Below are 25,421 nucleotides of genomic sequence, written 5' to 3'. Positions count from 1 at the left end.
TTTTAAATAAACTTCTTTTCTAGCATATTGTCCCTGGGGAATTTTTGTTTAGCTTACTCTATTATGATGGATTACACTATTTTGTTAACAACAATTCGTGTAAAAAGTTTTTCCAAATTATCCAGTTAAAAAATATGTAAGTACTTCAAATAAATGTATTAAATTTCGATAATTTCTGCTATTCTATAGGTTGGTTCTAAATAACGTTATGGAGGAAAATTAGATGAGAGCTGAAAAGAATAAAAAGAAAAAGAAAACATGGCTCCGCTTAACTGGAATTGTTTTATTACTACTTATAATTGGAATTGGGGTTTACGCCTATTCAGTATATAGCTCATTAACAACTGCTGTCGAAACGATGCATCACCCTGTCGATCGAAAATCCGACAAACGTACCGAGGAAGTATCATTACAAGAAAAGGAGCCTTTCTCGGTATTGCTCTTGGGTGTGGACCAGCGTAAAGGCGATAAAGGTCGTTCTGACACCATGATTGTTTTGTCAGTGAATCCAAAACTAAATTCTGTAAAGATGTTAAGTATTCCACGTGATACCCGAACAGAAATAGTTGGTAAAGGCACCGAGGATAAAATCAACCATGCCTACGCATTCGGCAACGAAGAAATGGCGATGAACACGGTTGAAAATTTCTTGGACATTCCCATTGATTATTTTGTAAAAATAAACATGGAAGGCTTTGAGGATATTGTTGATGCGGTTGGAGGCATAACGGTAAACAATGATTTAGACTTTTCTCAAGGCGGTTACCATTTTCCTAAAGGTCAAGTAACTTTAGATGGCAAAAAAGCGTTAGCCTTTACTCGGATGAGACATGAAGACCCTCGTGGTGATTTTGGGCGCCAATTACGTCAGCGTGAAATTATTCAAGGTGTTTTAAGAGAAGGTGCGAGCCTCTCATCGCTTACTAAATATCAAAGTATTTTTACAGCCCTTGGCAATAATGTGAGAACAAATCTTACATTTGATCAAATGATGGATATTCAAAAGAATTACCGTAGTGCGGCTGGTAACGTTGAGCAAATGACAATAAAAGGCGGCGGGACGAAAATTAACGGAATCTATTACTACATCGTTCCGCAAGAAGAAAAACAACGGATTCAAAGTGAACTGAAAACACAACTAGATATAAAATAGCAAAAAAACCTCTGCCGAGATAATAATTGGCAGAGGTTTTTTTTGCTATTTAATAATTCACCCGAATCGAAACACAAAGGCATCAAATTATAGTAAAATGAACTTCCTTTCCTTCAGTGTCCATCACTCGTGGACAAATTAGGGGTTTTGTCCACGGGTGGTGCCTGACACCTTATTATCACGGTTTTGTCATGAAACTAGTAAGCTATTGAAATATTTGTGTAATATTATTGTGGTAACTTTTATATAATAGAAGGAAGGGGTTTTCAGTTATGAAGAAATTCCTAGTCATGTGTAGTTTGGCAGGTATGTTATTATTCGGAAGTAGCAACGGCGCATCAGCAGCATCCAATACATATAAAGTTAAGAGTGGCGATTCGCTTTATCGTATTGCAAAAACATATAAAATCTCCGTGAACACATTAAAACAATGGAATAAACTTAAATCAAATACTATTCACCCGAATCAAATATTAAAGATTACTAATGTACCAGCTAGTAAACCTGTTGTTAAGAAAGCCAGCACTAGTGCAAGTAAAGCACCAAAGTTAAAGGTAGTTAAGACTTTAACAGTTAGTGCAACTGCCTATACAGCGAATTGTAAACGATGCTCTGGCATCACAGCGATCGGTTTAAATCTAAAGAAAAATCCAAACCAAAAGGTCATCTCTGTAGACCCTAAAGTAATTAAGCTCGGAACAAAGGTCTATGTTGAAGGTTATGGCTATGCCGTTGCCGGCGACACTGGCGGTGCCATTAAAGGGAAAAAAATTGATATTTTCGTTCCTACTCATAAAAGTGCGATTCAATGGGGTAGGAAAACAGTGAAAGTACAAATATTAAAATAAGCAAAGTCCCAAGTGAATGAACTCACTTGGGACTTATTATTGTTTTAATGAATTGTTAAAACTTAAGGCAATATTGGTTCTGATATTGGTTCTGATATTGGTTCTGATATTGGTTCTGTTATTGGTTCTGCTATATCAATAATAAACACTACAGTTGTCTTGTTGCCGGCCGCATCAGTAACCACTAATGTATGTGTTCCCTCTGCACTAACAACTGTTCCTGTTTTCACTGCTTCTCCATCCAATGTTGCTTTTCCTTCATTAAAAGAGATCTTCACATCTTGGCTGTAGCTTTCGTTATTACTTACTCCGCTAACCACTGGTGCTGTTTTATCAATTGTAAACACAACAGTTCTCTTATTGCCAACAGCATCAGCTATCGTAACTCTGTGTGTTCCTTCTGAAGTAACAGCCTTTCCTGTTTTCACTCGATTTCCATCTAACCACGCTGTTCCTTCTTTAAAGGCGATAGTAACATCCTTGTTGTAGAATGCGTTATTACTTACTCCGCTCACTACTGGCGCTGTTTTGTCAATCGTAAACACAACAGTTGTCTTGTTGCCAGCCGCATCAGTTAACACCACTGTGTGTTTTCCTTCTGCTTTCACAACGGTTTTTGTTTTTACTGACTTTTTATCAATTGTCGCTTTTCCTTCTTTAAAGGAGATCGTAACATCCTTGTTGTAAACTCGGTTATTACTTACTCCGCTAACCACTGGCGCTGTTCTGTCCAGCACAACTACCGTTTTAGCCTTGCTGATATTTCCAGATTTATCTTTAGCAGTAAAAGATAATTTTAGGCCAGCCTTTTGTTTCGGAATCTTGACCTTAAATGTTCCTTTGGAATCCGCAGGTTTTGCTGTATACCTTTTTGACCCAATCGCAACAGTGACCGTGGCTCCTTTTTCTGTTTTACCAGATACTTCAATTGTTTTGTCTGAAACAGTATAAACCGTTGGAACGGCAGGAGCTTTGATGTCCATATTTTTGTAATATGGTGCGGCTAACTGATTAAAGCTTTTTTTCGAGGAAACGATCATTACTTTCGTCCTCGTCTTTACCTTACTGAACAATTCTCTTACCTCTTTATTATGCATCCGGATACATCCGCCAGAGACATATTTTCCAATCGAACTTTCATTATTGTTACCATGTATTGCGTACGGATATCCGCCATTCTCCTTTTTACTTAAACCCATCCAGCGGTTTCCTAATGGATTACGCGGATCGCCGCCAGCAATATGTTTTTTATAGTAAGGTCTGTTTACAATTTTTTCTCTTATGTAAAAAGTTCCCTCCGGGGTGAGTCTTGAAGTTCTTCCTGTTGCCACCCTGTATGTTTTGATTAATTTACCATTCTCGTAAAATGCGAGTTTATTAACCTTTTTGTTAATAATAATTAGTTGTTTCTTGGTGGTACTAGCCTCAGCCTCTTGGGCGTTGGGAAAAACTGAAAATCCCAAGCATAAAATAATAAATCCAATCAGAAAACGTTTAAACACAAGTACATCCCCCTTAAAAATTTCCATTTATTACTACAATACCATAATTAATGTTTTAATAGAAAAGATTAACTCTATATATATTTCGGCAATTTATTACAAACTTCTCGCATCATAAAAAAACAAAATTCACCATAAAAAATAAGAAGATCCATTGAATCATGGTGCCTGACACCACAGCAACACCAATAACACAAATAACGTCATTTCTCGGGAAATACCACCAATTATTTTGGGATTGACGGGCATTGTTTACTTTATGTAGAAAAGTTAGAGAAAATATGGATTTATTGTCGCTTTTTGTAGTAGGATATTAATAGTTTCAAATCATTCTAAAAAATGACAAAAGAGGTTGCCGGACTCACCTGGCAACCTCTTTCCTTTTATTCTACACTTTGCGTCAATTCTGCCATTTGACCTTCCTGAACCATCGTTAACTGGCTCATTAATCGTTTTTGGTGTACTTTTTCTAAAATAAAGAGACTCAAGTGGATAAGTAAAACACCAAGAGTGAAATATTCAACCGCATAATCGATATAGTACCATGAAAGAGTTGCTGTGATATCGTATAAAGCATGGACAATAACTGTTAGCCAAAGGTTCCGGGTCCATAATAGGATAATTCCAAACATCAATCCCATATTTGCGAAGGTTACAATCGCCCCAATTCGGATCGCCCATGGCTCCTCTGTATCGAGCGTATGGTCTATGCCGAAAAGAATAGAGGTGATAAACAGCGCAGCCATTAGAAAAACATCTCTTGAGCCACTTTCCCAACGCCGCGGAAACAACTTTTTACATACCACAAGCAGTAGAATGATATAAGCTAGCCGCCAAACCTCTTCCAGTCCAGCCAATGTGTCGTTATATAGATCATATCCAATGGTATCTACCTTTTCAAAAATGGACCAGACTGGATCGTCTGGAAGGCCAGCATCCACTCCATCTTCCACATCAAAGGATTGCGACTCCGTATAGTCTTGAACATATTGATCATAATCCTCATTAAAATCCTCAAATGTGATACTAGAGTACACATTAACAATCGTACTTCCAAGGAAGAAAATGAGAAAAGCACCAGTGAATTGCAGCATGATCTGGCGCGGGCTTTTCTGATGACCCTGCTGATTCCCAAGCCTCCGGTAAAGCTTCCAACCGATAAAAAAGGAGGACACCATGACGGCATCATATAAGGTGCTGGCCATAGAACTGTAACGAGTAAGATAAAGAAGAACCTCTGCCCCGATGGTTACAATGATCATTGCAAATAGCAGCTTTTTTGAAATCGGTTTTGTTAAATTCGTTATCATTCTCATCATTCCCTACCTGAAAAATTTGGCGGAGAAATCCCGTTTCCCCTTACCTGCCCAATATCTTTACTGCAATGATCCCGAACGCATTAAATAAAAGCAGGAAAAAGAAACAAGCAATCGTCCACTTCCATTTTCTCGTCACGAAATGATCCCCTCTTTTTCAAAAAATATATTAGTAATAATTTAGCATATTGGTAGGTAAATATCACGAAAATAATGATTGCTTTTTATTACCATAAAAAATTTACCGATAGTCTTCTATTCCAAATGTTCGAAACATATATTTAATCAAAATAAAAAGTTTGATAGAGTCTCAAAAACCGATCAAGCTTTTCTTTTAAAAATTTACAAAGGGCCTCTTCCGATTTATACCTATTTATATAAAAATTCACAATTAATAATTACGAGATAGGAGAATGTTACTATGAGACGTCTTTTTTCGATCATTGTTTTAATCGTTTTGATTTTTATTCTATCAGCCACAAATCCTGAGCGCTCTGCCTATATCGACTGGGCCAATCACAAAACAATGGATAAATCTTCGAGTTTGATAGAAAAGGGATTATTATCTGTTGCTGGGAAATCCATTTATGATGCGGGAACAACGCAAAAGGATTATTTTATTTTCTCGATCTACAAAACCGATTTTTCCGAAGTAGGTCTGGGAAAAGTCACATCGATTGGCATCTTCAATAAATTCATTACCATCTCGAGTAAAAAATAATCAAATAATCAAAAGCCGGTCTCATTAGGGACTGGCTTATTGTTTCTAAAAGGCTATGTTAAAGCTTATTGTTAATTTTGGCACCCTGTTGAATGGAGCGGAAATCAACAGGCAAGTTTAACAGAGCCAATCAAAAAAAAGACCAAACATCAGCAATAGCCCGTGTTTGGTCCTCTTTCATTTATTCAACTTTTTCTACTTGAAAAACGGGTACGCGAACAGATTCGCCGTTTTCGTCGGTAATATTCTCATAACTATTGAAAGTACCAATAACGGTATAATTCTCATAGATTGTGAAATCGGAATCTCCCTTTAATAACAAATACGTTTTCTCCCATAGTCCCGTGCTATTGTTATAGGTTTCCGATAAGGTTACCAAGGCCCCTCCATTTTGGACTGAATCTGCGAAAGCAGTGAAGCGAACCTTCTCCCCATAATAGTTGGCTATATCAGTGACTTGTATATCAACATAGTCTACCTTTATACTAGAAAACTGATATTCCCCACTACCATCGGGTTCGAAGTAAGCAAGCTCCCCTTCACCCTGTCCAACAGGATTATCTACAACCAATACTTGCTCTGATTCGAAAGTTAGCTTATCCGCTTCCACATCGAGGATCTTTACCATCGAACCGCCGCTGACTTCATAGGCTATATAATGATGCTTCCGTTCGGATGACTTCGCCTCAATATAAAGGACTGGATTGTCAGAAGTGCTGAAGTTACTATTAAAAGCCAACTTATTAATGGACGCTGCCCCTTCGATCGACCCCTCGGTTACAACCATTGCTTCCTCTCCCGTAAGCTTGCCAAAATATATGCCGCCGTCCGTGGAGATTGCTGCAACAACGCTGTCTGCGCCCCATTTGTTTTTTGCATTTATAACGTTCGGAAACTCTTTTCCTGGATACAGACGTTTTAAAACGCGAATAGGTTCATATTTATCCCAAGCAAGATTGGCACTCGCAATTGATTCAGTCGTGTCCTTTAGTGGTTTTAATGCTTCATAGATCCTGATCGCATCCTCGTATTTATTAGCCTCTGTGAGATTCTCCGCTTTAACGAATAGATCAGAGGTTGTTTTTTCAATATAAGGAAATACATCGGCACCATTCATATTCGCTTCTAACTTTTTGATTGAATTTGCGGCTTCGGCAAATGCGCCATAATCCTTTTTATCAATCGCAGCCGTTACAATCCTTAACAAGTTCGAATCAAGAGTTTGCTCAAGCCAGCTAGAATCCAACGACAATATTCTTAGTGCACTAAACTGCCTGCTCCCCTCGTCAATAATCGATGAGACAGTGCCAGTTTCAACCATTTTATTTATCTTTGCCGCGTAATAGTTTTTGAATGAAGATTGGATTGCCTCTGTCTTAGCTGACGAACGACTGCCGTAATATTCTGTTGGAATCTTATTGAGGACGGTAAATATCTCCTCCTCTTCAGAAATGTCATTAGCCGTTTCATTCATTAATTTATCAAGATTTTCCTTTTTAATCGTGGAAAAATAACCCTTCATATCCGTATCTAGCTTCGTCAACGCCACCATTTCCCCGTACATATCCTTTTGAACATTAGTGCCTGACACCCACTTTTTCTCGCTTGCCTTCCAACGATCGTATATTTTAATGAGGTTGTCGAGGTCATTTCCTTCATTATAATCAGCAGCTTTTTCATCTAGATCTTCCATGACTTCACGAATCGGTGACAGAATAGATAGCATGAAATTGATGTCTTTGTTATGGTCAGTGACAGAAACATTTAGCTTTGCGGCACGGAACTTTTCCTCTGCAGCGACTAATTCACCTGACTTAAATAATTTTACTGCTTCATTGTAGGTGTCAATTTTTTCATGTGCCAAAACGATTTTTGCGCTAACCAGCCCAAGCAAGATAACAAGCATTAACAGGAAAAAATTCCTAGACATATTCACTTTTCGATAAACGGTAAATTTAAACATATTGAGTAAGATCCTTTCTACGATACGAACTGCTTGAAATCAGGATCGTAATGATACTTCACCATAACTAAACGCTTGGTTTTTTCCTCTAGACTGCCCCAATCAACTTCCGGGTTGGAATAGATTATACTGCACAGTCGTAAGAACCGGTCCTTTGGGAAATATTCAAGGAATTCCTCGATGAAGTCTGAAAATTCTAGGATGTACAGTTTCATTCTTAACGCTGAACCGGCCACAGAAATGAGTGAATCCATTCCAAAATCGCTGACAATGGCCTCACGATACTTAATAAAATAGGCAATACACTTTTTCGTAAAAAGCGTCCGATTAATTTTTAACACCTCAAGTGCATATTTTACAAAATTCGAATCATAGGATGAAGGAATAAGGGGTTCTAGTTCAAGCTCCATATCACTTCTTAGAACGATTTCATTCAAGACCATGATACGGCGGATTTTCACTTGATCACTCGCAATAAAATCGCCAATATCGCGGAGCTTTTCATAGGCTGGGGCTAGTCTCTCAGCATGAACATCCTCTTTCGCAAGTTCACTGTCATATTGAATACCTGCGGCAATTTTTCTAAGGTCGATTCGAAGTAGTTTTTTCAATTGCATGAAATACTCACTTTTCATGTAGATGGAGGTAAGAATGACATATCCAATGACAAACACTACCCCGGCAATTAACGAGTAATATAACATTTTTACCGTTGGAGCAGCCAAAATACCTACACAAACAAACATTAAGATCCATATCGCTTCCGTAAATACACGGTTTTTAAAAATCGATTTTACGAGCGTTTCAATTCCGATAAAATCTGAACCGCAATTCTGGCATTTTTCATCCCCTAAAACGGAATAACGGTTGCATTTTTTACACATCTTTAGCTTTTGAAATCGATATTTTGTTCTTTTTTTCTTGGAGAGCTGGACGGCCTGTTTAGCCAATCGAATCACCTTCATTTAGCATGATGACTAATTCATCATCAATACCTTCAAAATCACCGCTATTTCGCTTATTTTTTATTAATTTATAGGTTTTCCAACAAAGGATTATAACTAGAAGACTAGTGAATACCACACCGTACATTTTACTTCTCCTTCCTGAGATCATTTTATATGAAAACCAATTATCCACAAATAATCCCAGATAGTTTCCAATAAATACATTACTTTATATTATAATAGTAGAATTATAATATATCTAGGGAATAATTGTTTCGGTATATAATAGGAAAGTGGTAGAATAGTTGTACAATGCAATAATTGTAATTATTACCCGAAATAGGAAAAATGCAGTGGGGGTTGCACACAGATGTTAAGAAAATGTATCAGTAGTTTAATCGTAGTTGCGTGTCTATTCTGGAATATTTCCTTATATAATGTACACGCTGCAAGTCCGTTAAATTCCACTTCTCGAATAGAGGGAATGCTTGTCGTTGATGTGAGTAATTCCATGAAGAGCAGTGATCCAAAGAATATCAGTAACGAAGCGATGAAGATGTTCATTGATATGGCCTCCTTTAATGGCGATAAAATTGGTACCATCGCTTACGCTGACGAAGTCATGCGTGAAAAAGCGCTTGTCAAAATCAAGTCAGAACAGGATAAGAAGGACCTAAAGTCGTTCATCGACTCCGTTCAAAAATATATGTACACCGATTTATCAACCGGGGTTAAGGAAGCCGTCAACGTATTAGATAGTAGTCACGAGCAAGGTTATTACCCACTGATCGTGCTGCTTGCCGACGGGAATAACGAACTAGACCCAAAGAACTCCAAAACTGAAAAGCAAGCGGAAAAAGACCTAAACCAAGCAGTCGCCGCCGCTAAAGCGAAAGGATATCCAATCTATACGATTGGCTTAAACGCTAATGGCAAGCTAAATAAACAGGTTCTCACAAATATAGCCAAGAGCACGAATGGGGAATTCTTCGAAGCAAGTTCTGCCGATAAATTGCCAGGCATCCTTAGTGAAATTTTCGCCAACCATTTAAAATTAAAAATCGTTCCGATTAATCAAATAATAGGTAATGGTGATTTTCAAGATATCAAAATAAATGTCCCCAATGAAAATGTATTAGAAGCCAACATCTCATTAATGTCAAACCATCCGGTCGAGGTTAAGCTCGTTGACCCTTCCGGTAAAGAGCTCGCCATCCCTTCAGACCAAGTCCTACTTTCAAAATCGAAAACCTACTCTATGGTCAAACTGCTGAAACCAGTTCAGGGAGATTGGACACTGAAGGTTAAAGGGGTAGCAAAGGACAAAATCGATATCAACCTTGTTTTCAATTATGATTTACAGTTGAAGCTAGATAAGCTTGCTAAGCAAAGTTACAAGGCGGGCGAAACAGTTAAGATCCATTCCTTTTTTGAAGATAATGGTACACCTATCGCTGATAAAAGCATTTATCAATCAATGAAATCGACTCTATATGTGAAAGATCTCGATCAAGGGAAAAACGAGGAAGTAAGCTTAACAGCGGATGACCAAGGCTTTTCGGGTCAATTTAAGTTAGGAAACTCAAGCAGTTATGAAGTAGTGGTAAAAGCGGAAGATAATAGCTTTTTCCGTGAAACGCAGCCGCAAAAAATAACGGTGCAAAAAACAGCCAAGACATCTGTAGCAGCTAAAACCACTCAACCAAAAGAAGAGTCGCCGTTTTCATGGCTTTATGTGGTTGCTGGGGTGATTGTGCTCATTCTTCTTGCCGTATTTGCTTACAACAAGTTAAGGAAAAAGCAAGGTTTTAGTGGTCAAATCGTTGTGGAAGTAAAAGACGAGGATACTGGTAAACGCTCAAATCCGCAATACAAGCCATTAAAAGGTTTTAAAGGGAAGTTTCAGCTGCATCAGCTGCTGGGATTGCATCCTGAATTCGCTGAAACCAATCAAATTATCTTCAAGCCGCATGCTGGGGATTCGCTCCTGCTGATCAACAACTCGGACTGTACGATTGAAAAAAGCGGACGGGCAATCGATGCCAAGAAAGGTCAGCAGATCAAACGAAATGACCGTCTTCGCATTGTGTTAAAGAAGGTAAATAAGTCCATTTATATTGAATATATAAGCTAAGCGGTTTTCGGTGTCAGGCACCGAAAAAGGAATCCTAATCAAATTATTTTTCGTCTATATATATTAGTAGTTCACAGCTAGGGAGGTATAGTTGCATGAAAGCAAGTGTAAGAGAACATATTTCACAGTTGGATGTTTCCCAAGGTGGAGGAATCATTTCAGAGAAGATTCGCGTTGACACGATTGACAATCCAATGCTTGTGATTGGCCTTGGTGGTACTGGTATTGATGCTCTATTAAGACTCAAGTATCAGGTAAATCGCCGCTTCAAGCTTCCAGAAGATCCAATTACAAAAAGAAAAATGGAGAAACCTAAAAACATTGAATTTTTAGCCTTTGAAACAAATGAAGCTGAACGTAATAAAAAATACCCTGCAGAAAACGGTATTGGATTAGATCCATTTAAAGAATTTGTACTTCTTTCAAATCCAGAAATTGGCGGAATTCTGAATGATCGTAGTAAGCTTGAACCTTATATTACGGATTGGCTATCTCCAGAACTATTGATAACCGATGGCATCAATGGTGCATCTGGTGTGCGCCAAGCAGGGAGATTACTTCTTTTTACAAAAATCAATCAAGTTGTTCAAACAATACAAAGAAAGATTGAAGGATTACTTGAAGGAACTAATAAAAAGTTAAATATATTTTTATTGACAGGACTCTCAGGAGGAACAGGAAGCGGTTGTTTCCTTGACATCGCCTATATCACCAGGGGGATCATTGAGCGCCAGTTTAATTCAACAGGTGTTGACAAAGTCAATATTCTTGGTTACCTCTTTACTCCAGATGTCAATTTATCAAGAAGAGGACTTAGCTCACACACGGTCGAATACATCGAAAAAAATGGCTATGCTGCTTTAAAAGAGCTTGATTACTGGATGAACTGTGATGAAAGACATGAAAAGTGGCAAATGAAATATGGCAACCTGCTTACAGTCAATTCACCAGCGCCGCCGTTTAATCTATGCCATTTGATTTCCGCTACCAATACGGAAGGGAAAAGGCTCGAGAACGCATACGATTACTGCATGAATGTCACCGCTGAAAATATTACCAACTTCATGGCCAATGAAGAAAGACACTCAGGTGAAGAATTTGCCATTCACGATTATATCAGCAATATTGGAACCAATATCGCGCAAATGACTAAGCCATATGCAGCCAACTACCAATACAACATAATTGGTGCCTCGATGGCAGAAATCCCAATCGAAGAAATGACAACCTATGTTGCCTATAAATTATTCGATAAAATGAACAATATGTTTGATTCCAATCCAGATCAAACTGAAGTCGAGCAATTTGCCGAGAAACTTCGGATTGATCCAGATTCCGTTCATCAACGCTTCAATGAACGCGTTCCAGAACCAGTTTCTGGCTATGAAAATAGTGACCGTTTCTCATACAATAACGTAATTAAAACATCAGTAATGAATCTAGATGAGGAACTAGAAAGAGAGTTTCTATTGAAAGCCAAGGAAGAGTATCGTAAATGCAAAAAGCAGCTTCCAGGCGGGATTATGGAAGAGTTTCAGCGCCAAATCGAAAGATTGTTCTTACATCCAAAAAAGGGTCCGATCTATGCTTCTCGCTTGATTTACTCTAAAGATGATTTTTGTTTATTAGCAACATTGCAAGCATATATGGAAGGTCTGCGCGATCGCTTAGAACGTTTGCCAAAAGCGATTCACTCTGAAAAGGATTATGCTGACAATAAATTAGAGGATGCTAAGAGCGCATTTATTTCAAAGGAAAAGAAAAAGAATGCCTATATTGAGGCCAAACTGAATGAATTTTATTTGAGAGCGGAAAAAGAGCGACTTGAAGAGATGATTGAATTCTACGAGGATTTGTATCAACTCTTAAACAATGAGAATTCTAAAATATATGAGATTTATCGGGAAATTTTAGAAAAACTTAAGGATATCTTCCAAAAGAATGCAGATATACTTGTAAAAGGTGAAGAAGTCAAACATGGAAACAACACCACTTATTACTGGCACCTAGTTAGTGTCCCAGATGTCGCACGTGAAATTCAACGGATTTTCGATTCAAAAGATGGAGAATTATTAATTCAGCAATGGGCACAAATGCTTCTTAATAATTCAATCCACTGGGTCAAAGAAAGCGATATTGATATCGTTGGTACCGTATCAGAATTTTTATCTGAGAAGTTTGGTGATTTGATTACTAGGTCCATGGAAGACTTTTTAAGGATGAAATATGGGGAAGATATGCCGATTGACCAAATTATCGAGCAAAAAATTGCTGGCAGGTTAGACAGTGATGCTACACCAGTATTTGATCTTAAAAATAGCACAGGACAATTGCACTTCCCTAATTGGGGGTTTGTTTCTGTACCTGTCCAGGCACCTAATATTTTCAAAGGAATTGACAACTTTAAAAAACATGCCTTACATCATGAAAATTTCACCATTAAAAGAAGTGAATTGAAGAACCGAATCTTTTGGTTGAACACGAAAAATGGTATTCCATTATTCGCCTATGGACAACTTCAAAACTTTGAGAATTCCTATGAAAAAACAATTACGGAAAAAGAAGGCGTGGGACGCCATCTCGTGCAAACGAATAAAGAGAACTGGACGTACCTCCCATCACCTATTCCGGAAAAATCATGGGGTGAAACGTACTATAATGACCGTGTAAAAAAATATAATGATACTGTCCGTGAATTGTTTGATAAGGCAAGAGAATTCGGTTGCATTACAGAAAAGGATTCCGAGCACAATACGAGTGCAAGATTTAAGTGCTATTTTACAAAGGAAATCAGCATTTCAGACCTTTATGCACGTTACGATGCCGATCCTAAACATATAGATAAAGCAAGCCCTGGAATCCTAAAGCAGATTCTTCGTGATTTAAAGGAAATGTTTGAGGGCAATATGGAATCTGTAGGATCTAGTGACATATTTGGAAGCACCAGCCTTGAGCTTGCCAAGGAAAACTTCATCCGCTCTCCTAAGCAGATTGAAAAGGTAAAAGCTGAGGTTAGAAAGTATAGCCTGCTTCAAGAAAAGATTAATGAAATCGAAGCTTATTTAGAGGGTCAAATAGAAAAAGAAGCTTCCCTAAAATCCTTCATTCAGGCTATTTATACCAAGACAATTCGTAAAAGAGGTGCTCTTTATGTTTATGATAAAGAGATTGAGGAAGATGCTTGGGAGCCTTTCGTTAACCTATTGAAGACAACAAAGTTTGTTGAGTATGAAATATATCAAACTTTTAAGGCATTAGGTCCGAAACAGATGGATCAACTGCAAAAGAAAATGGATCGCCGCTTCAATGACCTGACTAGTCAAGAAAATACTAATGAGCTTGTTGCTGCTTTAGAAGAAATGTCTGTAACCTATTCAAAGGAAAAAGAGGCCCTTGATTACGACTACAAGAGTTTGGTCAATGGCGAAGAATTATATAGTTTCTACAAAGAAATAATGCTTATGGTTAATGAAATGCTTGGTCAATTGAAATCATAAGAAAAATAATAACAGATACTTTTACTTAGGCCACTTGCAGCTTTTGCATGTGGCCGCCTCTAATCACACCCATTCTTTTATAAATAGGGGAATGTTTTTTTAACGGGGGGAAACAGCTTTGAAAGAACTCTTACAAAAATACGCAAACACCTTTTCAAACCAGCTGGAAAAAATGACATTAGAGGAAAACGAACAGCGCAGTGTAAACCATCCCATTGTCTTTTTATTTCTAGGCGACTCTGTCAAGGAAGCCATGACATCCATCATGACTATTAATGAAGAAAAATGGCATAACAGCACGGGTGTGTTATATTTCCATGCCTATCAAACCAATACCATCAGCCACGATAACGTGTTATCCATTCAACTTCCAGGCCATCAGTTTGATCCCAAAACCATTCGTAGAAGCATTTACGAGTCCTTTTATCGGGATGAGAATTTGCTGATTGAACTAAATAAAACCTTCCGTAAACTTTCGTCCAAAATTGCTGAGTACGGAAAAGTCTATTCCTCACTTGTTAAACTAAACCTATGTGTGGTGACGGCCGTCGATGACCCTGCAAATATCCTGATTCAAGAATTTACTTTGCTGTTAAAAAGTATTTTACAAGAGTCTTTTCGACAAGTGGAAGTAGATTTGTATGGATTAATAAAGGAAAAGCAGGATGGCGAAAATTTTGCTCTCTCCACTTCACTGGGGATTAGTTTTTTTAATGAGTTAAATCAGTTTCAACACGATAAATACACTTTTGAAAAAGAACTTCAGATAGAAGAAGATCTGCGGCTCCCAGTCGTTCACCCTCCTTCCCCGCTCTTTGACATGGTGTATTTGTTAAGCGATAAAAATGAAGATGGCTTAATTTCAAGTGATGCCGGGAAGCAAAACTACGAAATTATTAGCAATCTAAATCTCTTAAAAAACCGAAAAATGATTACCGATTATCATGAAAAGATGGACAGCTATAATCATCAGGACTTTAAACGTAGTTTCAGAGGAAACTCTGAGGAACCAGTATTCGCCTCAGCTGGCTTTTCCAAGGTGAACCGCCCCAATAAAGCGATTGCGCTTCATGCGGCCAGCCATTTTTTCCATGAACTGTTGACATCATTAAGAGCAGCCAGCTCCGAGAAACGCGAAAATGTGCTCGGCTTATTTGAGTTGACGGAGACTTCTTTCCAGAAATATTATCATGACATCATTCCTTCGGATGAAAAGCTCGTGGATATGAATGACATGATGGGAGTGTCCAATTCCTATCAATCGGTAAAAAGAATGTCTGTCAGGGAGGCAGAAGAGCATCTGTATGAAGGTGGTACGGAACGCTTTTTCCATACTAACTTTAAAGAGCCAGTCAGTGAGCATTTACAAACCATGAACTTGAAAGCACATATTGAGCGATGCCTCCATGAAAACGTGATTAATAATGAAAAGTACGGGTTATATTGCGCCTATTTATGGACCTCCGATTCCACAGGCTCGAATATCAGCATACTGGATGAAATTCATAAAATGATTCGTGAAGCCAAAAATGAACGAGCAGAGGCTGAAGCACGGCTCGAGCAGCTCTATCATCGAATCGTGGATAGCTGTGATTTTAAAAAAAGCTATCTCCCATTTTCAGACAAGAAAAACCTAACTAGCTATTTACAGTATTTTTTTAAAGAAGCTTACGGTTTAAAGTATCAAATGGTCAAACTTGAGGTAAAGCAAGCCATCTTAAAGCAATATCATGAAGTATTACAAGAATACCACCAGTATCTGCGCGCGAAAATAGAGATTGTCGATCAGGTGGAATCTTTATTGAAACAAGCAGCTGCGGAGAGTCTGTATGATTCGGATGAGTATTTAGATAAAAATATCGCGGAATATTATGGACAAATGATTAGCAGCGTAACAACAAAGCTGAAGGAAAAACGCGGTCCTCAGTTCTTTTCTGATGAGCGCTTTTTTGGAAACCTGCTAACATTTCTTGAAAACGGTGCGACCGAACTGATCGAAAGATTGCTGTTTGTATGTAATCGTGAGGTATTGACCCAAGAGGAATTCCAGCGCAGCTTTGAAGATGAACTGTTAGAACGGGCGAATGTTATGACGCACTATGATAATCAAGACGTCCTAACCAAAGAGGATTTGTTCAAGCAATTAAACACGCGCTTAAGCGAAAATTCTTCGATTCATATTGAAGTTTTTAACTACAAACAGGAACACCGCTATGAAGAAAAATACTTCTTCGGTGACTTTCACAGCAAATTCATGAAGTTTGCTTTAGAAAAAGAACAAGAAACACGCCATTTTAAGGTGGGCTGTGCCCATGAGAAGAATAGCAGCGGGATCGAAAAGCTTACCCTGATGGGAGGCTTTAAGCTGAGTGACTTAATGTACTACCAAAGAGGGGAAAAATACTACAAGGCCTACACAGAAAAAGGATACGAATTCCACTCCAAAGCGGTAACACCAGTGGGTCTGATTTTTCCGTAAAAAGAAATTCATCAAAAAGGGATCATTTTAAAAAGGGATTTTGATGGACAGCGTTCAGGAGCGGCCTGGACCTCTCCGTACCAATTAGAAAAGATGGTGGGTGATTTCTGGTGAACTGGGAAACCCTTGCTTCCCCTGACTATGAAATAAAGGATTTACGAAAGACAATAAGAGATTCAGAGGTTCACTTAACTTGGTTCTGGTCTAAAGATATCGACTTTGTCTATATTTATAAAGCGTCCTCAGACAATGTAAAACCAATCAGCGAAATCAATGAGCAGGATTTAAAACTCTATACCCGCGAGGAATATAAAGCCAATCATGGATATGTTGGCAGACTGGATGCGATTGGCCGCTACGCCTATCGCATCTTTCCCTGCAAAAAACGTGACGGAAAGCTGGCTGTTTTTAGTCAGAAAAACGATAACAATCTCATTTATATAACGGGATCGAAGGCAAAGATTTATTTTTCAATTACCTATAAAAATAAATTCCTTCAGCCGAAAAAAAGAGTTCGCATGTCCATCATGACAGAAATCGTGCTTGATAAAGATCTGTTAGTCTATGTTAAAAAAACGGGTAGTCCTCCCATGTCCATTGAAGATGGGACCGTCTTCCCATTTATTCGTGACTTCCCACCCGGAAAAACGGAGCTGCTTGAAAAGGAAATCGGCAAGGATGAATATATTAGAATCTTTTTTAGTAATGGAAGGAAATCAGCTGAAATTTTTGAACTGATTCCACAATAAGGAGAGACCTTACATGTTTGGACTACTAAAACGAATGTTTGAAAAAAAGCAGCCAGAACCTACCAGACTACCTTTTTATGATATTGTCTGCCCCTACTGCTTTTCAAAATTTCATCATGAAGATGTCGTTTTCCGTGCCGCACACTATCGTGATGATGATGAGCTATTTAACCTTCAGGAAGATCCTGAATTGAACGATTATCGGAAGAAATTTGGGCTTGCTGAAATTGATGAAATTGAGGCGATTGTTTTTCCTTCGACGATTCCAGATGAAAATAAGATTTACTCCAACGCTGTGCTTATGGGTGTTTCTGATAAATACTCGGTTGTGACGAGAAAGCGACTTTGCCCAGGGTGTCATAACGAACTTCCCGTTACAGCAGGTAAATATCCAAGTAATATTCTTTCCATTGTCGGTGCCACTTCCGTCGGGAAATCTGTTTATATTACGTCTCTCATTCATACCTTGCAGCATGTAACAGCTAATAATTTTAATGCGGCATGTATTCCGCTTAATAACGCGATTAGCAGAAGATTCAGGGATGAATATGAAATTCCTTTATTTGAAAATGGGAATTTGCTTGATGCTACCGCTACGACAAAGCGTCAAGAACCGTTTATTTTCCAATTTGTGTTTAAAGATGAAGACAAAGCACCGCTGACACTCGTATTTTTCGATGTAGCTGGTGAGGGTATGACTGAACAAGAATATCTTCAACTTCATGCTCCCCATATCAAAAATTCAGCGGGAATTTTATTCTTAGTCGACCCAATGCAAATTCGAGCAATCCGTCAGAAAATGCTTCATCAAATGGGTGAAAATCCGGGGGAGATAGTTGGACTTGCTCGTGAACCCCGCGAGGTTGTTGTCGCACTATTTGAGGATTTCATTTCCCAACAGGAAAACAACAAAACGAATATTCCGACTGCAGTCGTGCTGACAAAAAGTGATTTATTGTATACCCTAAGTTCCGACGAGGGTGAATATATTCGTTCTAATAGCAATGTGTTCCACAATGTTACACATAGTGGATACCTTAACCTGGATGAATACGAGAATATCAATGGAGAGATTAGAAGATTTCTATCAAAGGTAGATACTCCGTTCGTCGGTTCCATTGATGTTTTTTTTAACGAGGCTTCCTATTTTGCCGTGTCTGCCCTCGGAAGCAATCCAGTCGATCGACAAGTTAGTGGGATAATTAGTCCGATTCGTGTGGATGAACCGTTTATTTGGCTCCTGTATAAGCTGGGCTATATAGAAGGGAGACATGTGCAGTGACCGGAAAGTTAATTCAACAACAAATGTATACCAGGGAACGGGGCGGAATATTCCTCTCAACGGACGGATATGATACCATTGCTATTTCCGAAGGCTTGGATAAGTCTTTTGTAAAAAAATATTTACATCCCTTTTGCATTTATCAATCGCCAAAGGCTTTAACAACACGTGGAGAAAAGGACAGTTCCCTCTACCCCGAAACTGTTACATTATTTCAGCCGGAAACCGGTGACATGGTCATTGGTCAATCTGTATTTGTGCCTGCTGATTTTACGGGTCAGCGCAGCGCTTATTTCATGCATAACTATGTACTCCCGCCAAACCGAAAGGAAGAATGGATTAAACATCCTGAAAAGCTATTTCAAATAAATGACTTTCAGACTTCCTATAAAATCGAGCAAGGCCATGTTCTTTCGGAATTGAAAGAAACCGGATATGATGATATGGATGTTCTTGCCGGAAAAGATACTCTTTTGGGGAATTTAGGAATTCGCGAAGATCAGTTTAAACAACTATTATTTGCAGTCATGTCGTCCATTGCTGGAAAGAAAAAGGTGTTTATCTCATTAAATGTACCTTTGCAGGAATATTCGAAGGCTGCACTTCAACTGTTGGAGCTAATTTATCTTTATTTGCCCTATGCACACCGCCGCAAATTAGGCGCAATGACCTTTTCAAGTGAACCAGAGAGTAAAAACTATATCCATGTGATGTTTTATGAGCCAGGTACATTAAACATGAATGATCGTTCGATTGAAAAGCAATTCATTTTTGATTTTGTAAATGATAGGATTTCTGGCCTCGATATTACTGGTCAGAAGCATGAGTATCTGGACTTTGCACTCGACCATTTTTCCCAATCGAAGCGAATGGACGATTTCTTTGCGTTCGCAGAAACAGCGTTATCAGGCTTACCTGAGGAGCAGAAACTAGAGGTAGCGAGCTACTATCAGTTGACCTCCCTTTATCAAACACTTAATAGTCACGATGACGCCTTATATAAAGAAAATAAACTAGGCTTTTTAAATAGTTTGCAGAAGTTTCTACAGGTGAATAGTGATGAGAAACAGCCTTTGGTTGAGCTATTTTTAAAAATCCTAGCGATGGAAAAATATGCAGGCGATCCTGCAACAGCTCTAGATTACATTCACGCTGTAGTGTCCATCAATCAAATGGTACGAAGCGATGAGGCTCTCTCGTTCATACTAGAAACACTCAACTATTATCAAAATGCTCAACTTTTCCATAAGCTCTGGAAATTGGTTGAACAGGACAATCGCTCTTATAAAGCGATTTTGATGTTTATTAATGAGCATCCCAACTATGACAGGCTCCTTGAGCTTTATCTGGATGAACGGTTCAATCGGATCATTCGAGTCGAAGACATCCTGCGGGAGCTCAAATCAATGCTTGGCTCACCATACCTTTTAACTATTGAAAAATTTAAATCGGTTGTGATTACCAAAATTGAAGCCTCGTTAAAACAGGAGAGTAATGCTTTCACTTCGGTTCTTGCCATCAAGGACTTTAAAGTGGATATGGCAGACAAGGATTTTCTCGATTTTAAACAAAAGATGTTTGGGCGGTCAGTATGGGTCATGTTAGATCATATTCGTCCAAAAGAGCTGACGGCTCAGGATATCATGACTTTCGGTAAAATTTTCAACCAACCGATAAACCCGAGAGATATGAAGGATGGCAAGGCAAAGGATAATTATCTAATGACTGATGCCCTATACCAGGTGCTCAGCATGCCATCTCAGGCTAGTCCTAATCAGCTTAAATCGTTATCAAGATCGGGCCGGGAACTGGTGCGGGAGATTCTACAGCAGCTATTACGGGTCAATGTTTCCACCGAGCACATTCCAGTTCTACATATTGCCTTTGGGTCGGAACATGGTGAAGTAGATTATGAGATGCTATTTAAACACTTGATCCAATACAGCGATGACAAAACGATGATGGCTTTTATAAAGGATCATTCAAATTTAGTTGGAATTGACGTACCGTATCGAAGTGCTTTACGAAGCTATTTAGTTTCCGATCCAAAATCAATTTGTCGGAATAAAAAGTACAATAAAGAATTGAAATTAATCCGAAAGAGCAGCTTTAAGAACTTTTTGAAGGAAGTTGAAACAGAAACAGCAAGTCCTCTTGTCAAATTCTTTAAAAAGTATGGGGTAAAACTGTTTATAGCTTTAGTCGTTCTTGGCGGAGCAGGCGGTGCAGCTTGGTTTGGAGTGGACTACTATTCCAGTAAACATTCCACAAAAAAGGTTGCATCGGCACCGGCTGTGAAAAAGAATGTCAAGAAAGCAGAGAATGTAGTTTCTTTAGACCAATTTAAACAGTTATCTAAGGAAAAAGCAGACGGTGAGAACGGTGAAAGTGAAGTAGCTTACGAATTCCCATTTACAGACCAAATAAGTGACAGCCAAGAATAGCGCAAAAAAAGAGCATTCCCATGGTGGGATGCTCTTTTTTTGTGGAAACCTGTTTTGTTGATTTTGGGGAACTAGACATTGGAGACACTTTTTACTGTTTTAATATGATTTTTGTCGCCAATAGCCCTCATTGGAGTTACTTTTCATTTTTTCTCCAAGGTAAACTTATTATTTTTCAAAGAAAGATTGGACAATTCTGTCCCTGTCACGCTGATAACATCTTTGCTCTGCTTAACCTCAGTACCATAGTCACTCCATACCTGTTTGGCACTTCCATTTGCTTGTACTGTTAGTGCGATCACTTCTGAAATTAGACCACTATCATCTGGAAGTTCAAAAACCAGCAGACCGGTTTGCCCATTTTCTGCTGTAATTGTTAGTAACGAATCTATATATGATTTTGTTTCGGAAGAATTGCCATTATACTCATGCGATTCCCCTACCTTCTTGCCCTGGGATAAAATAAAAACTTTCACCTTGCCTGATGAATCGTCTTGTTTCTGGGCAGCGGCAACTAAAGTATATTCATGACCTGCTACTTTGACGGAAGCATGTTTGATTGGATCCCAGCCAGAAACTACTTGCGTGAATTGACTTAAATCAACCTGATCTTTTTTCTCCACTGCCTTCGCCTTGGGCTTGTCCTTCTCCACAGCTGTTTCTTGCTTACTTTCGTTCGCTTGATTCGAGGTTTTTTCCACTCCACCCTTTAAAAAGTTAATGGAAAAGATGACGATTATAAGTAAAACAGCTGCAGCAACGCCTATAAACAATGAGCCGGATTTCCGCTTTTCTTTAGGGGGCGCAGGCGCAGGTGTTACTAACTCTGGCTCCTCCCACTTTTTTTTCTCATGAATAGCTGATTCAGAAACGGTCTTTGAGGATTCACCTAGATTCACTAATCCCGGCTTGGGAATCGCTAGTTTTCTTAGAATCCACCCTTGCAGTTCCTCGATGTGATCAAAGCTTATCCCCTCAAAATGCGATTCAGCAAGGGAAGAATGATTTTTTAATATGGATAGCACTTGTTTTAGGTCATCCTGAATGGTTATTTTTATATCTGGTTGAAAAACGGTTCTCTCACCTGCGCCATATAAGGTAATCTCGGCATTTTCGTTTATCCAGATATTAAATCGATTGATCTTACCATGAAGAATTCCATGTTTGTGCAAATATATGACAGCATCGACGAACTGATCAATTTGTTTCCCGGTAAGCATCTGCTCTTTTTCTAAAAAGTTTCCTTCGTTTCCTTCCATCACAACAAAGGGCTTACGGTCCCATACATCTAGCACCTTCACTGCAGGAAGGTGCTTATAATTGGTAATCTTCGCCTCATACTCACGATACAACTGATTCCACTCATCACGGAGCGGCAACTGATGGATCAAGCGAAGGATTCCTGATTCTCCGTCCTTTGGATCTTCCACTTGATAAACGGTTAATTGCTCACCAGTATATAGTTCTTTAATGATCTTGAATTGGTTAATGTCAGCCATTTTCACAGCTCCCTGGTCATACTAATACCGAAGGAACCTACTTCCCAGTTTGGGTTTCGCTTCCCTCGTAGCTATTTTTCAGCCTAAATTTGAACTCAACCCGCCTCGACTGTGCACGGTCCACCTTGCCTTTAACGATCTTCAACTGACTCTCTGACCGCCCGTTGGCGGTAATATTTTTTGTAACCTGATTTTTATATGGAAAATCTCCGAATTCATCACTTAAAATGTATTTCACGACACTGAAGGCCCTGCGCTGGGATAGATCAAGATTATACATATAGTCGCCTTTATCATCGGTATGCCCTTCGACCACGACTTCAGCAATACTGTCGTTATACTTTCCGTAAAGTGTCTTAAAATAAATCGGGATAAACTTATCCAGCTGTTTTTTAAATTCTGGCTTAATAACATCCTTGCCCTTTTCAAATAACAAGTCATCCTTAAACTTAATTGCACCCGTATCTTTATCGATTGAAATTTCCATATGCTGCTTTTTAAATTCCTTGTCTAAATCTTTGACAATATCCTTTTGAATGTAGGATAACGCCTCAATCTGCTTTTCTTTGTCAGCAATTTGCTTTGCTTGTTTCTTAATTTCCGTCTGGCTTTCCATCGCTTTTGCCTGCATCGCTTTGCTTTCTTTATTAATACTAATGATGATCGCGACAAAGATAATTAAGACAACTAAAAGGATGGTTGATAACAAATCTGTAAACGTGGGCCAGAAATCTGATTCTCCAGAACCGTCATTGATTAGTCGTTTATATTTTTCCTTCATTGCTCAGACCCTTTTCCTATTTTGATAGATTAACTGCATATTGTTTTTCGTTCATTTTTTCTGAAAAAGTCTCTAGACTTTTCATTAAATCATTCAAAGTTGACTCCAGGGAGTTTAAAGCTTCAGGTGTATCCTTAGCCCCTTTTGAAAAACTTTGATCTAGTTTATCGATGAGATCATTTGTATTTTTAATATTATTGCTCAGGGCGTTTAGGCTCGTTTCTAAAGATTGATTAGATGACTCTTGAATGCTCATATAATTTCCCATACTCGTCACGGCATCTTTAAATAAGTCTCTGACTTCTCCGTTTTCTGAATTCGTCTCTTTCAGCTGCTTCAATAGACCTGCCTGCTCTTTCTTAATTTGTTTATAGATCGATTCAGTCAGTTGCTTATGCATATCTACTTGTGATTCATTTTGAGTTACAATTTGAGAAATTTGAGACTTTGTACCTTCGAAAAAGTTGGCCATTTCTTTGTAAGCTTGTTGGATCTCCTGTTGTGAACTATCCACTAACGATTTATATGAATTGTGTAAGTTATAATTGTTTTTCATAAAACCATCAATCACATTGTTTTGATTCGCAACAAACGACTTAATGTCATGGGCTGTATTTTCAAACGTCATCTTAATTTCGTTATTAAGATTGTGCTGATTATTAAAATAAGTAAACATTCTCTCAAAATCATCATGGATTAACGCGGTCTTTTGATTAAACAATTCAGTAATGGCCATCATGTCTTTAAATAAACCACTAACTGCCATCGTGTTTTGCTGAAAATTATTATTAAATTGTTTTAAATTATCAGTAGCTATTTTAAATTCCTTCGAAAAGCCGGCGACCTCCATGAAGGCATTTCCCATATTGTGAACGGCCTCTTTAACTCCACCAATAGCCTCGACCACATAATAGTCAGACGTCTTTTGATCCTTTTGGTGAATAAAGTTTTCAACCTTCAACATAACTTGCAATAATAATTGTTCCGAGTTTCTTACCTTTGAATGGAGATTGATCGCGATCGAAAATAGAATTCCACCGATACTAGTGAAAAAGGCAGTATGGACGCCGCCTAACACCTTTAAGATGGATTTATCAATATCACTTGGGTTAAGGGCAGCTAGCGTGATCACGAGGCCTGTAAAGGTACCGAGGACCCCGACGAGTATGGAAATCGATGCAAACGTATGAATCAGTTTCATTCGTTTGACAATACTTGTTTTATTATCAATATGATATTCAGACATAAACACCTCAATAAACGAAGGAATATTGAGCTGTGTCTTTGTTCTTTCTTTTTTATCATTAAATGCTCGCCATATCGTTGCAGCAAGTTGATTATTTTCTGGATTTTTCGATAGATCTTCATCCTGCTTATTTAAAAATGTAAAGATGGTGTTATTACTTCTTATTGAGAAATTGGCAATCGTGCCAAGAACAATTAAAACGGCTAGTACAAGAAATTCATTTGCACCAAGCTTGGTGGCCCCTCCACTTAAATAATAGATTAATAGAAAAAAAGTCGGTAAAAACATTAAAAGAGGTAATAAAAATCGATTCATTCTATTTGTCCCTTTCCTTTAGATATAAGTAATTTGTCAATTAGTCTAGAATTCCATCTTTAATTGTAACAAAGAAAAGTAATTTTTAGGGAAAAATATAAATTTTTGTCAATGGAAACTACTGGCTTGGGGGTTTCTATTTATAAGATATTAGGGTTTAGATTTTTTTTTTAATAGAAGAGACGGGTAAATTTCGAGGCTTTTTAATTAATGCTTTGTTGTTTTTATTTTAGTGAAAATTCTTAAATGAACACAAAAAAGACAATCTTTTTCAGATTGTCCTTTTCGTGCCTGGCAACGTCCTACTCTCACAGGGACGCGTGTCCCAACTACCATCGGCGCTGAGAAGCTTAACTTCCGTGTTCGGTATGGGAACGGGTGTGACCTTCTCGCCATTGCTGCCAGACTATTTTTTTAGAGGAATCATTCCCTCAAAACTAGATAATGCAGAAGAAGTTTGTAAAACGAGTATGCCTTAAAATTGTCCAGCTGCGGCTCCTAACTTCTCGGCCGTTTCGATCTATCCCTCCAAATCCAAAACCAGG

General features: G+C 38.4%; 17 protein-coding genes and 1 rRNA gene. 9 read left to right on the top strand and 9 right to left on the bottom strand.

The features are described 5' to 3' along the window. Positions 1-223 precede the first annotated feature (223 nt). A complete protein-coding gene (tagU, locus tag J7E63_RS27490; protein ID WP_215018319.1) occupies positions 224-1,153 on the top strand; it encodes a polyisoprenyl-teichoic acid--peptidoglycan teichoic acid transferase TagU in 930 nt (309 codons plus the stop codon). 272 nt (positions 1,154-1,425) lie between these two features. Further along, positions 1,426-2,001 (top strand): 3D domain-containing protein, encoded by a 576-nt coding sequence (locus J7E63_RS27485; protein WP_215018317.1) that lies wholly within the window; start codon positions 1,426-1,428, stop codon positions 1,999-2,001. A 62-nt stretch (positions 2,002-2,063) separates the two neighbouring features. On the opposite strand, the gene J7E63_RS27480 is transcribed toward J7E63_RS27485, so the two are convergent. Both J7E63_RS27480 and J7E63_RS27475 read right to left on the bottom strand, forming a co-directional pair. Beyond that, complete coding sequence (locus J7E63_RS27480; protein WP_308162032.1) at positions 2,064-3,503, bottom strand: L,D-transpeptidase family protein; 1,440 nt, start codon at positions 3,501-3,503, stop codon at positions 2,064-2,066. Between the two features lie 383 nt (positions 3,504-3,886). Further along, positions 3,887-4,813, bottom strand: a complete 927-nt coding sequence (locus tag J7E63_RS27475) for a CPBP family intramembrane glutamic endopeptidase (RefSeq protein WP_215018313.1) — start codon at positions 4,811-4,813, stop codon at positions 3,887-3,889. Positions 4,814-5,240: 427 nt separating this feature from the next. Between J7E63_RS27475 and J7E63_RS27470 the strand changes: the two genes are divergently transcribed. Continuing rightward, positions 5,241-5,540, top strand: a complete 300-nt coding sequence (locus J7E63_RS27470; RefSeq protein ID WP_214999006.1) for a DUF4359 domain-containing protein — start codon at positions 5,241-5,243, stop codon at positions 5,538-5,540. 181 nt (positions 5,541-5,721) lie between these two features. Here the strand turns inward: J7E63_RS27470 and J7E63_RS27465 are convergent, their stop codons facing one another. The 3 genes from J7E63_RS27465 to J7E63_RS27455 are packed head-to-tail and all read right to left on the bottom strand — an operon-like array spanning position 5,722 to position 8,595. Further along, positions 5,722-7,503: a hypothetical protein gene (locus tag J7E63_RS27465; protein WP_215018311.1), complete on the bottom strand. Its 1,782-nt coding sequence runs from the start codon at positions 7,501-7,503 to the stop codon at positions 5,722-5,724. Between the two features lie 17 nt (positions 7,504-7,520). Beyond that, positions 7,521-8,453, bottom strand: a complete 933-nt coding sequence (locus tag J7E63_RS27460) for a hypothetical protein (RefSeq protein WP_215018309.1) — start codon at positions 8,451-8,453, stop codon at positions 7,521-7,523. Beyond that, positions 8,446-8,595, bottom strand: a complete 150-nt coding sequence (locus tag J7E63_RS27455; RefSeq protein WP_215018307.1) for a hypothetical protein — start codon at positions 8,593-8,595, stop codon at positions 8,446-8,448. Before J7E63_RS27455 ends, J7E63_RS27460 begins: the two co-directional genes overlap by 8 nt. Before the next feature lie 225 nt (positions 8,596-8,820). On the opposite strand from J7E63_RS27455, the gene J7E63_RS27450 reads away from it, so the two are divergent. The 6 genes from J7E63_RS27450 (at position 8,821) to J7E63_RS27425 (ending at position 21,035) form a co-directional block, all read left to right on the top strand. After that, complete coding sequence (locus tag J7E63_RS27450) at positions 8,821-10,584, top strand: vWA domain-containing protein (RefSeq protein WP_215018280.1); 1,764 nt, start codon at positions 8,821-8,823, stop codon at positions 10,582-10,584. 95 nt (positions 10,585-10,679) lie between these two features. Then, complete coding sequence (locus tag J7E63_RS27445; RefSeq protein WP_215018277.1) at positions 10,680-14,081, top strand: tubulin-like doman-containing protein; 3,402 nt, start codon at positions 10,680-10,682, stop codon at positions 14,079-14,081. Positions 14,082-14,199: 118 nt separating this feature from the next. Continuing rightward, complete coding sequence (locus J7E63_RS27440; protein ID WP_215018275.1) at positions 14,200-16,560, top strand: hypothetical protein; 2,361 nt, start codon at positions 14,200-14,202, stop codon at positions 16,558-16,560. A gap of 110 nt (positions 16,561-16,670) precedes the next feature. Beyond that, a complete protein-coding gene (locus J7E63_RS27435) occupies positions 16,671-17,309 on the top strand; it encodes a beta-mannanase (RefSeq protein WP_215018273.1) in 639 nt (212 codons plus the stop codon). Positions 17,310-17,322: 13 nt separating this feature from the next. Beyond that, positions 17,323-18,591 (top strand): TRAFAC clade GTPase domain-containing protein, encoded by a 1,269-nt coding sequence (locus tag J7E63_RS27430; RefSeq protein ID WP_215018272.1) that lies wholly within the window; start codon positions 17,323-17,325, stop codon positions 18,589-18,591. After that, a complete protein-coding gene (locus J7E63_RS27425) occupies positions 18,588-21,035 on the top strand; it encodes a GAP1-N2 domain-containing protein (RefSeq protein ID WP_215018270.1) in 2,448 nt (815 codons plus the stop codon). Before J7E63_RS27430 ends, J7E63_RS27425 begins: the two co-directional genes overlap by 4 nt. A gap of 143 nt (positions 21,036-21,178) precedes the next feature. On the opposite strand, the gene J7E63_RS27420 is transcribed toward J7E63_RS27425, so the two are convergent. The 4 genes from J7E63_RS27420 to rrf form a co-directional block, all read right to left on the bottom strand. After that, positions 21,179-22,534: a protein kinase family protein gene (locus J7E63_RS27420; RefSeq protein ID WP_215018268.1), complete on the bottom strand. Its 1,356-nt coding sequence runs from the start codon at positions 22,532-22,534 to the stop codon at positions 21,179-21,181. Between the two features lie 37 nt (positions 22,535-22,571). Further along, entirely contained in the window at positions 22,572-23,315 is a 744-nt protein-coding gene (locus J7E63_RS27415; protein ID WP_215018266.1) for an OmpA family protein, read from the bottom strand. Positions 23,316-23,331: 16 nt separating this feature from the next. After that, positions 23,332-24,876 (bottom strand): MotA/TolQ/ExbB proton channel family protein, encoded by a 1,545-nt coding sequence (locus J7E63_RS27410; protein ID WP_215018264.1) that lies wholly within the window; start codon positions 24,874-24,876, stop codon positions 23,332-23,334. Between the two features lie 289 nt (positions 24,877-25,165). Continuing rightward, positions 25,166-25,282 (bottom strand): 5S ribosomal RNA (gene rrf / locus J7E63_RS27405). Between the last annotated feature and the right edge of the window lie 139 nt (positions 25,283-25,421).

Source organism: Bacillus sp. ISL-75 (assembly GCF_018613095.1).
The sequence above is the reverse complement of the archived record's forward strand: the minus strand, read 5'-3'. Positions and strand labels throughout refer to the sequence as shown.

What these genes read in the sequence shown, in the direction of transcription:
- J7E63_RS27420 (WP_215018268.1), bottom strand. Translation starts at nt 22,534, where the DNA reads ATGGCTGACATTAACCAATTCAAGATCATTAAAGAACTATATACTGGT.
- J7E63_RS27415 (WP_215018266.1), bottom strand. Translation starts at nt 23,315, where the DNA reads ATGAAGGAAAAATATAAACGACTAATCAATGACGGTTCTGGAGAATCA.
- J7E63_RS27470 (WP_214999006.1), top strand. Translation starts at nt 5,241, where the DNA reads ATGAGACGTCTTTTTTCGATCATTGTTTTAATCGTTTTGATTTTTATT.
- J7E63_RS27445 (WP_215018277.1), top strand. Translation starts at nt 10,680, where the DNA reads ATGAAAGCAAGTGTAAGAGAACATATTTCACAGTTGGATGTTTCCCAA.
- J7E63_RS27410 (WP_215018264.1), bottom strand. Translation starts at nt 24,876, where the DNA reads ATGAATCGATTTTTATTACCTCTTTTAATGTTTTTACCGACTTTTTTT.
- J7E63_RS27430 (WP_215018272.1), top strand. Translation starts at nt 17,323, where the DNA reads ATGTTTGGACTACTAAAACGAATGTTTGAAAAAAAGCAGCCAGAACCT.
- tagU (WP_215018319.1), top strand. Translation starts at nt 224, where the DNA reads ATGAGAGCTGAAAAGAATAAAAAGAAAAAGAAAACATGGCTCCGCTTA.
- J7E63_RS27485 (WP_215018317.1), top strand. Translation starts at nt 1,426, where the DNA reads ATGAAGAAATTCCTAGTCATGTGTAGTTTGGCAGGTATGTTATTATTC.
- J7E63_RS27450 (WP_215018280.1), top strand. Translation starts at nt 8,821, where the DNA reads ATGTTAAGAAAATGTATCAGTAGTTTAATCGTAGTTGCGTGTCTATTC.
- J7E63_RS27455 (WP_215018307.1), bottom strand. Translation starts at nt 8,595, where the DNA reads ATGTACGGTGTGGTATTCACTAGTCTTCTAGTTATAATCCTTTGTTGG.
- J7E63_RS27465 (WP_215018311.1), bottom strand. Translation starts at nt 7,503, where the DNA reads ATGTTTAAATTTACCGTTTATCGAAAAGTGAATATGTCTAGGAATTTT.
- J7E63_RS27475 (WP_215018313.1), bottom strand. Translation starts at nt 4,813, where the DNA reads ATGATAACGAATTTAACAAAACCGATTTCAAAAAAGCTGCTATTTGCA.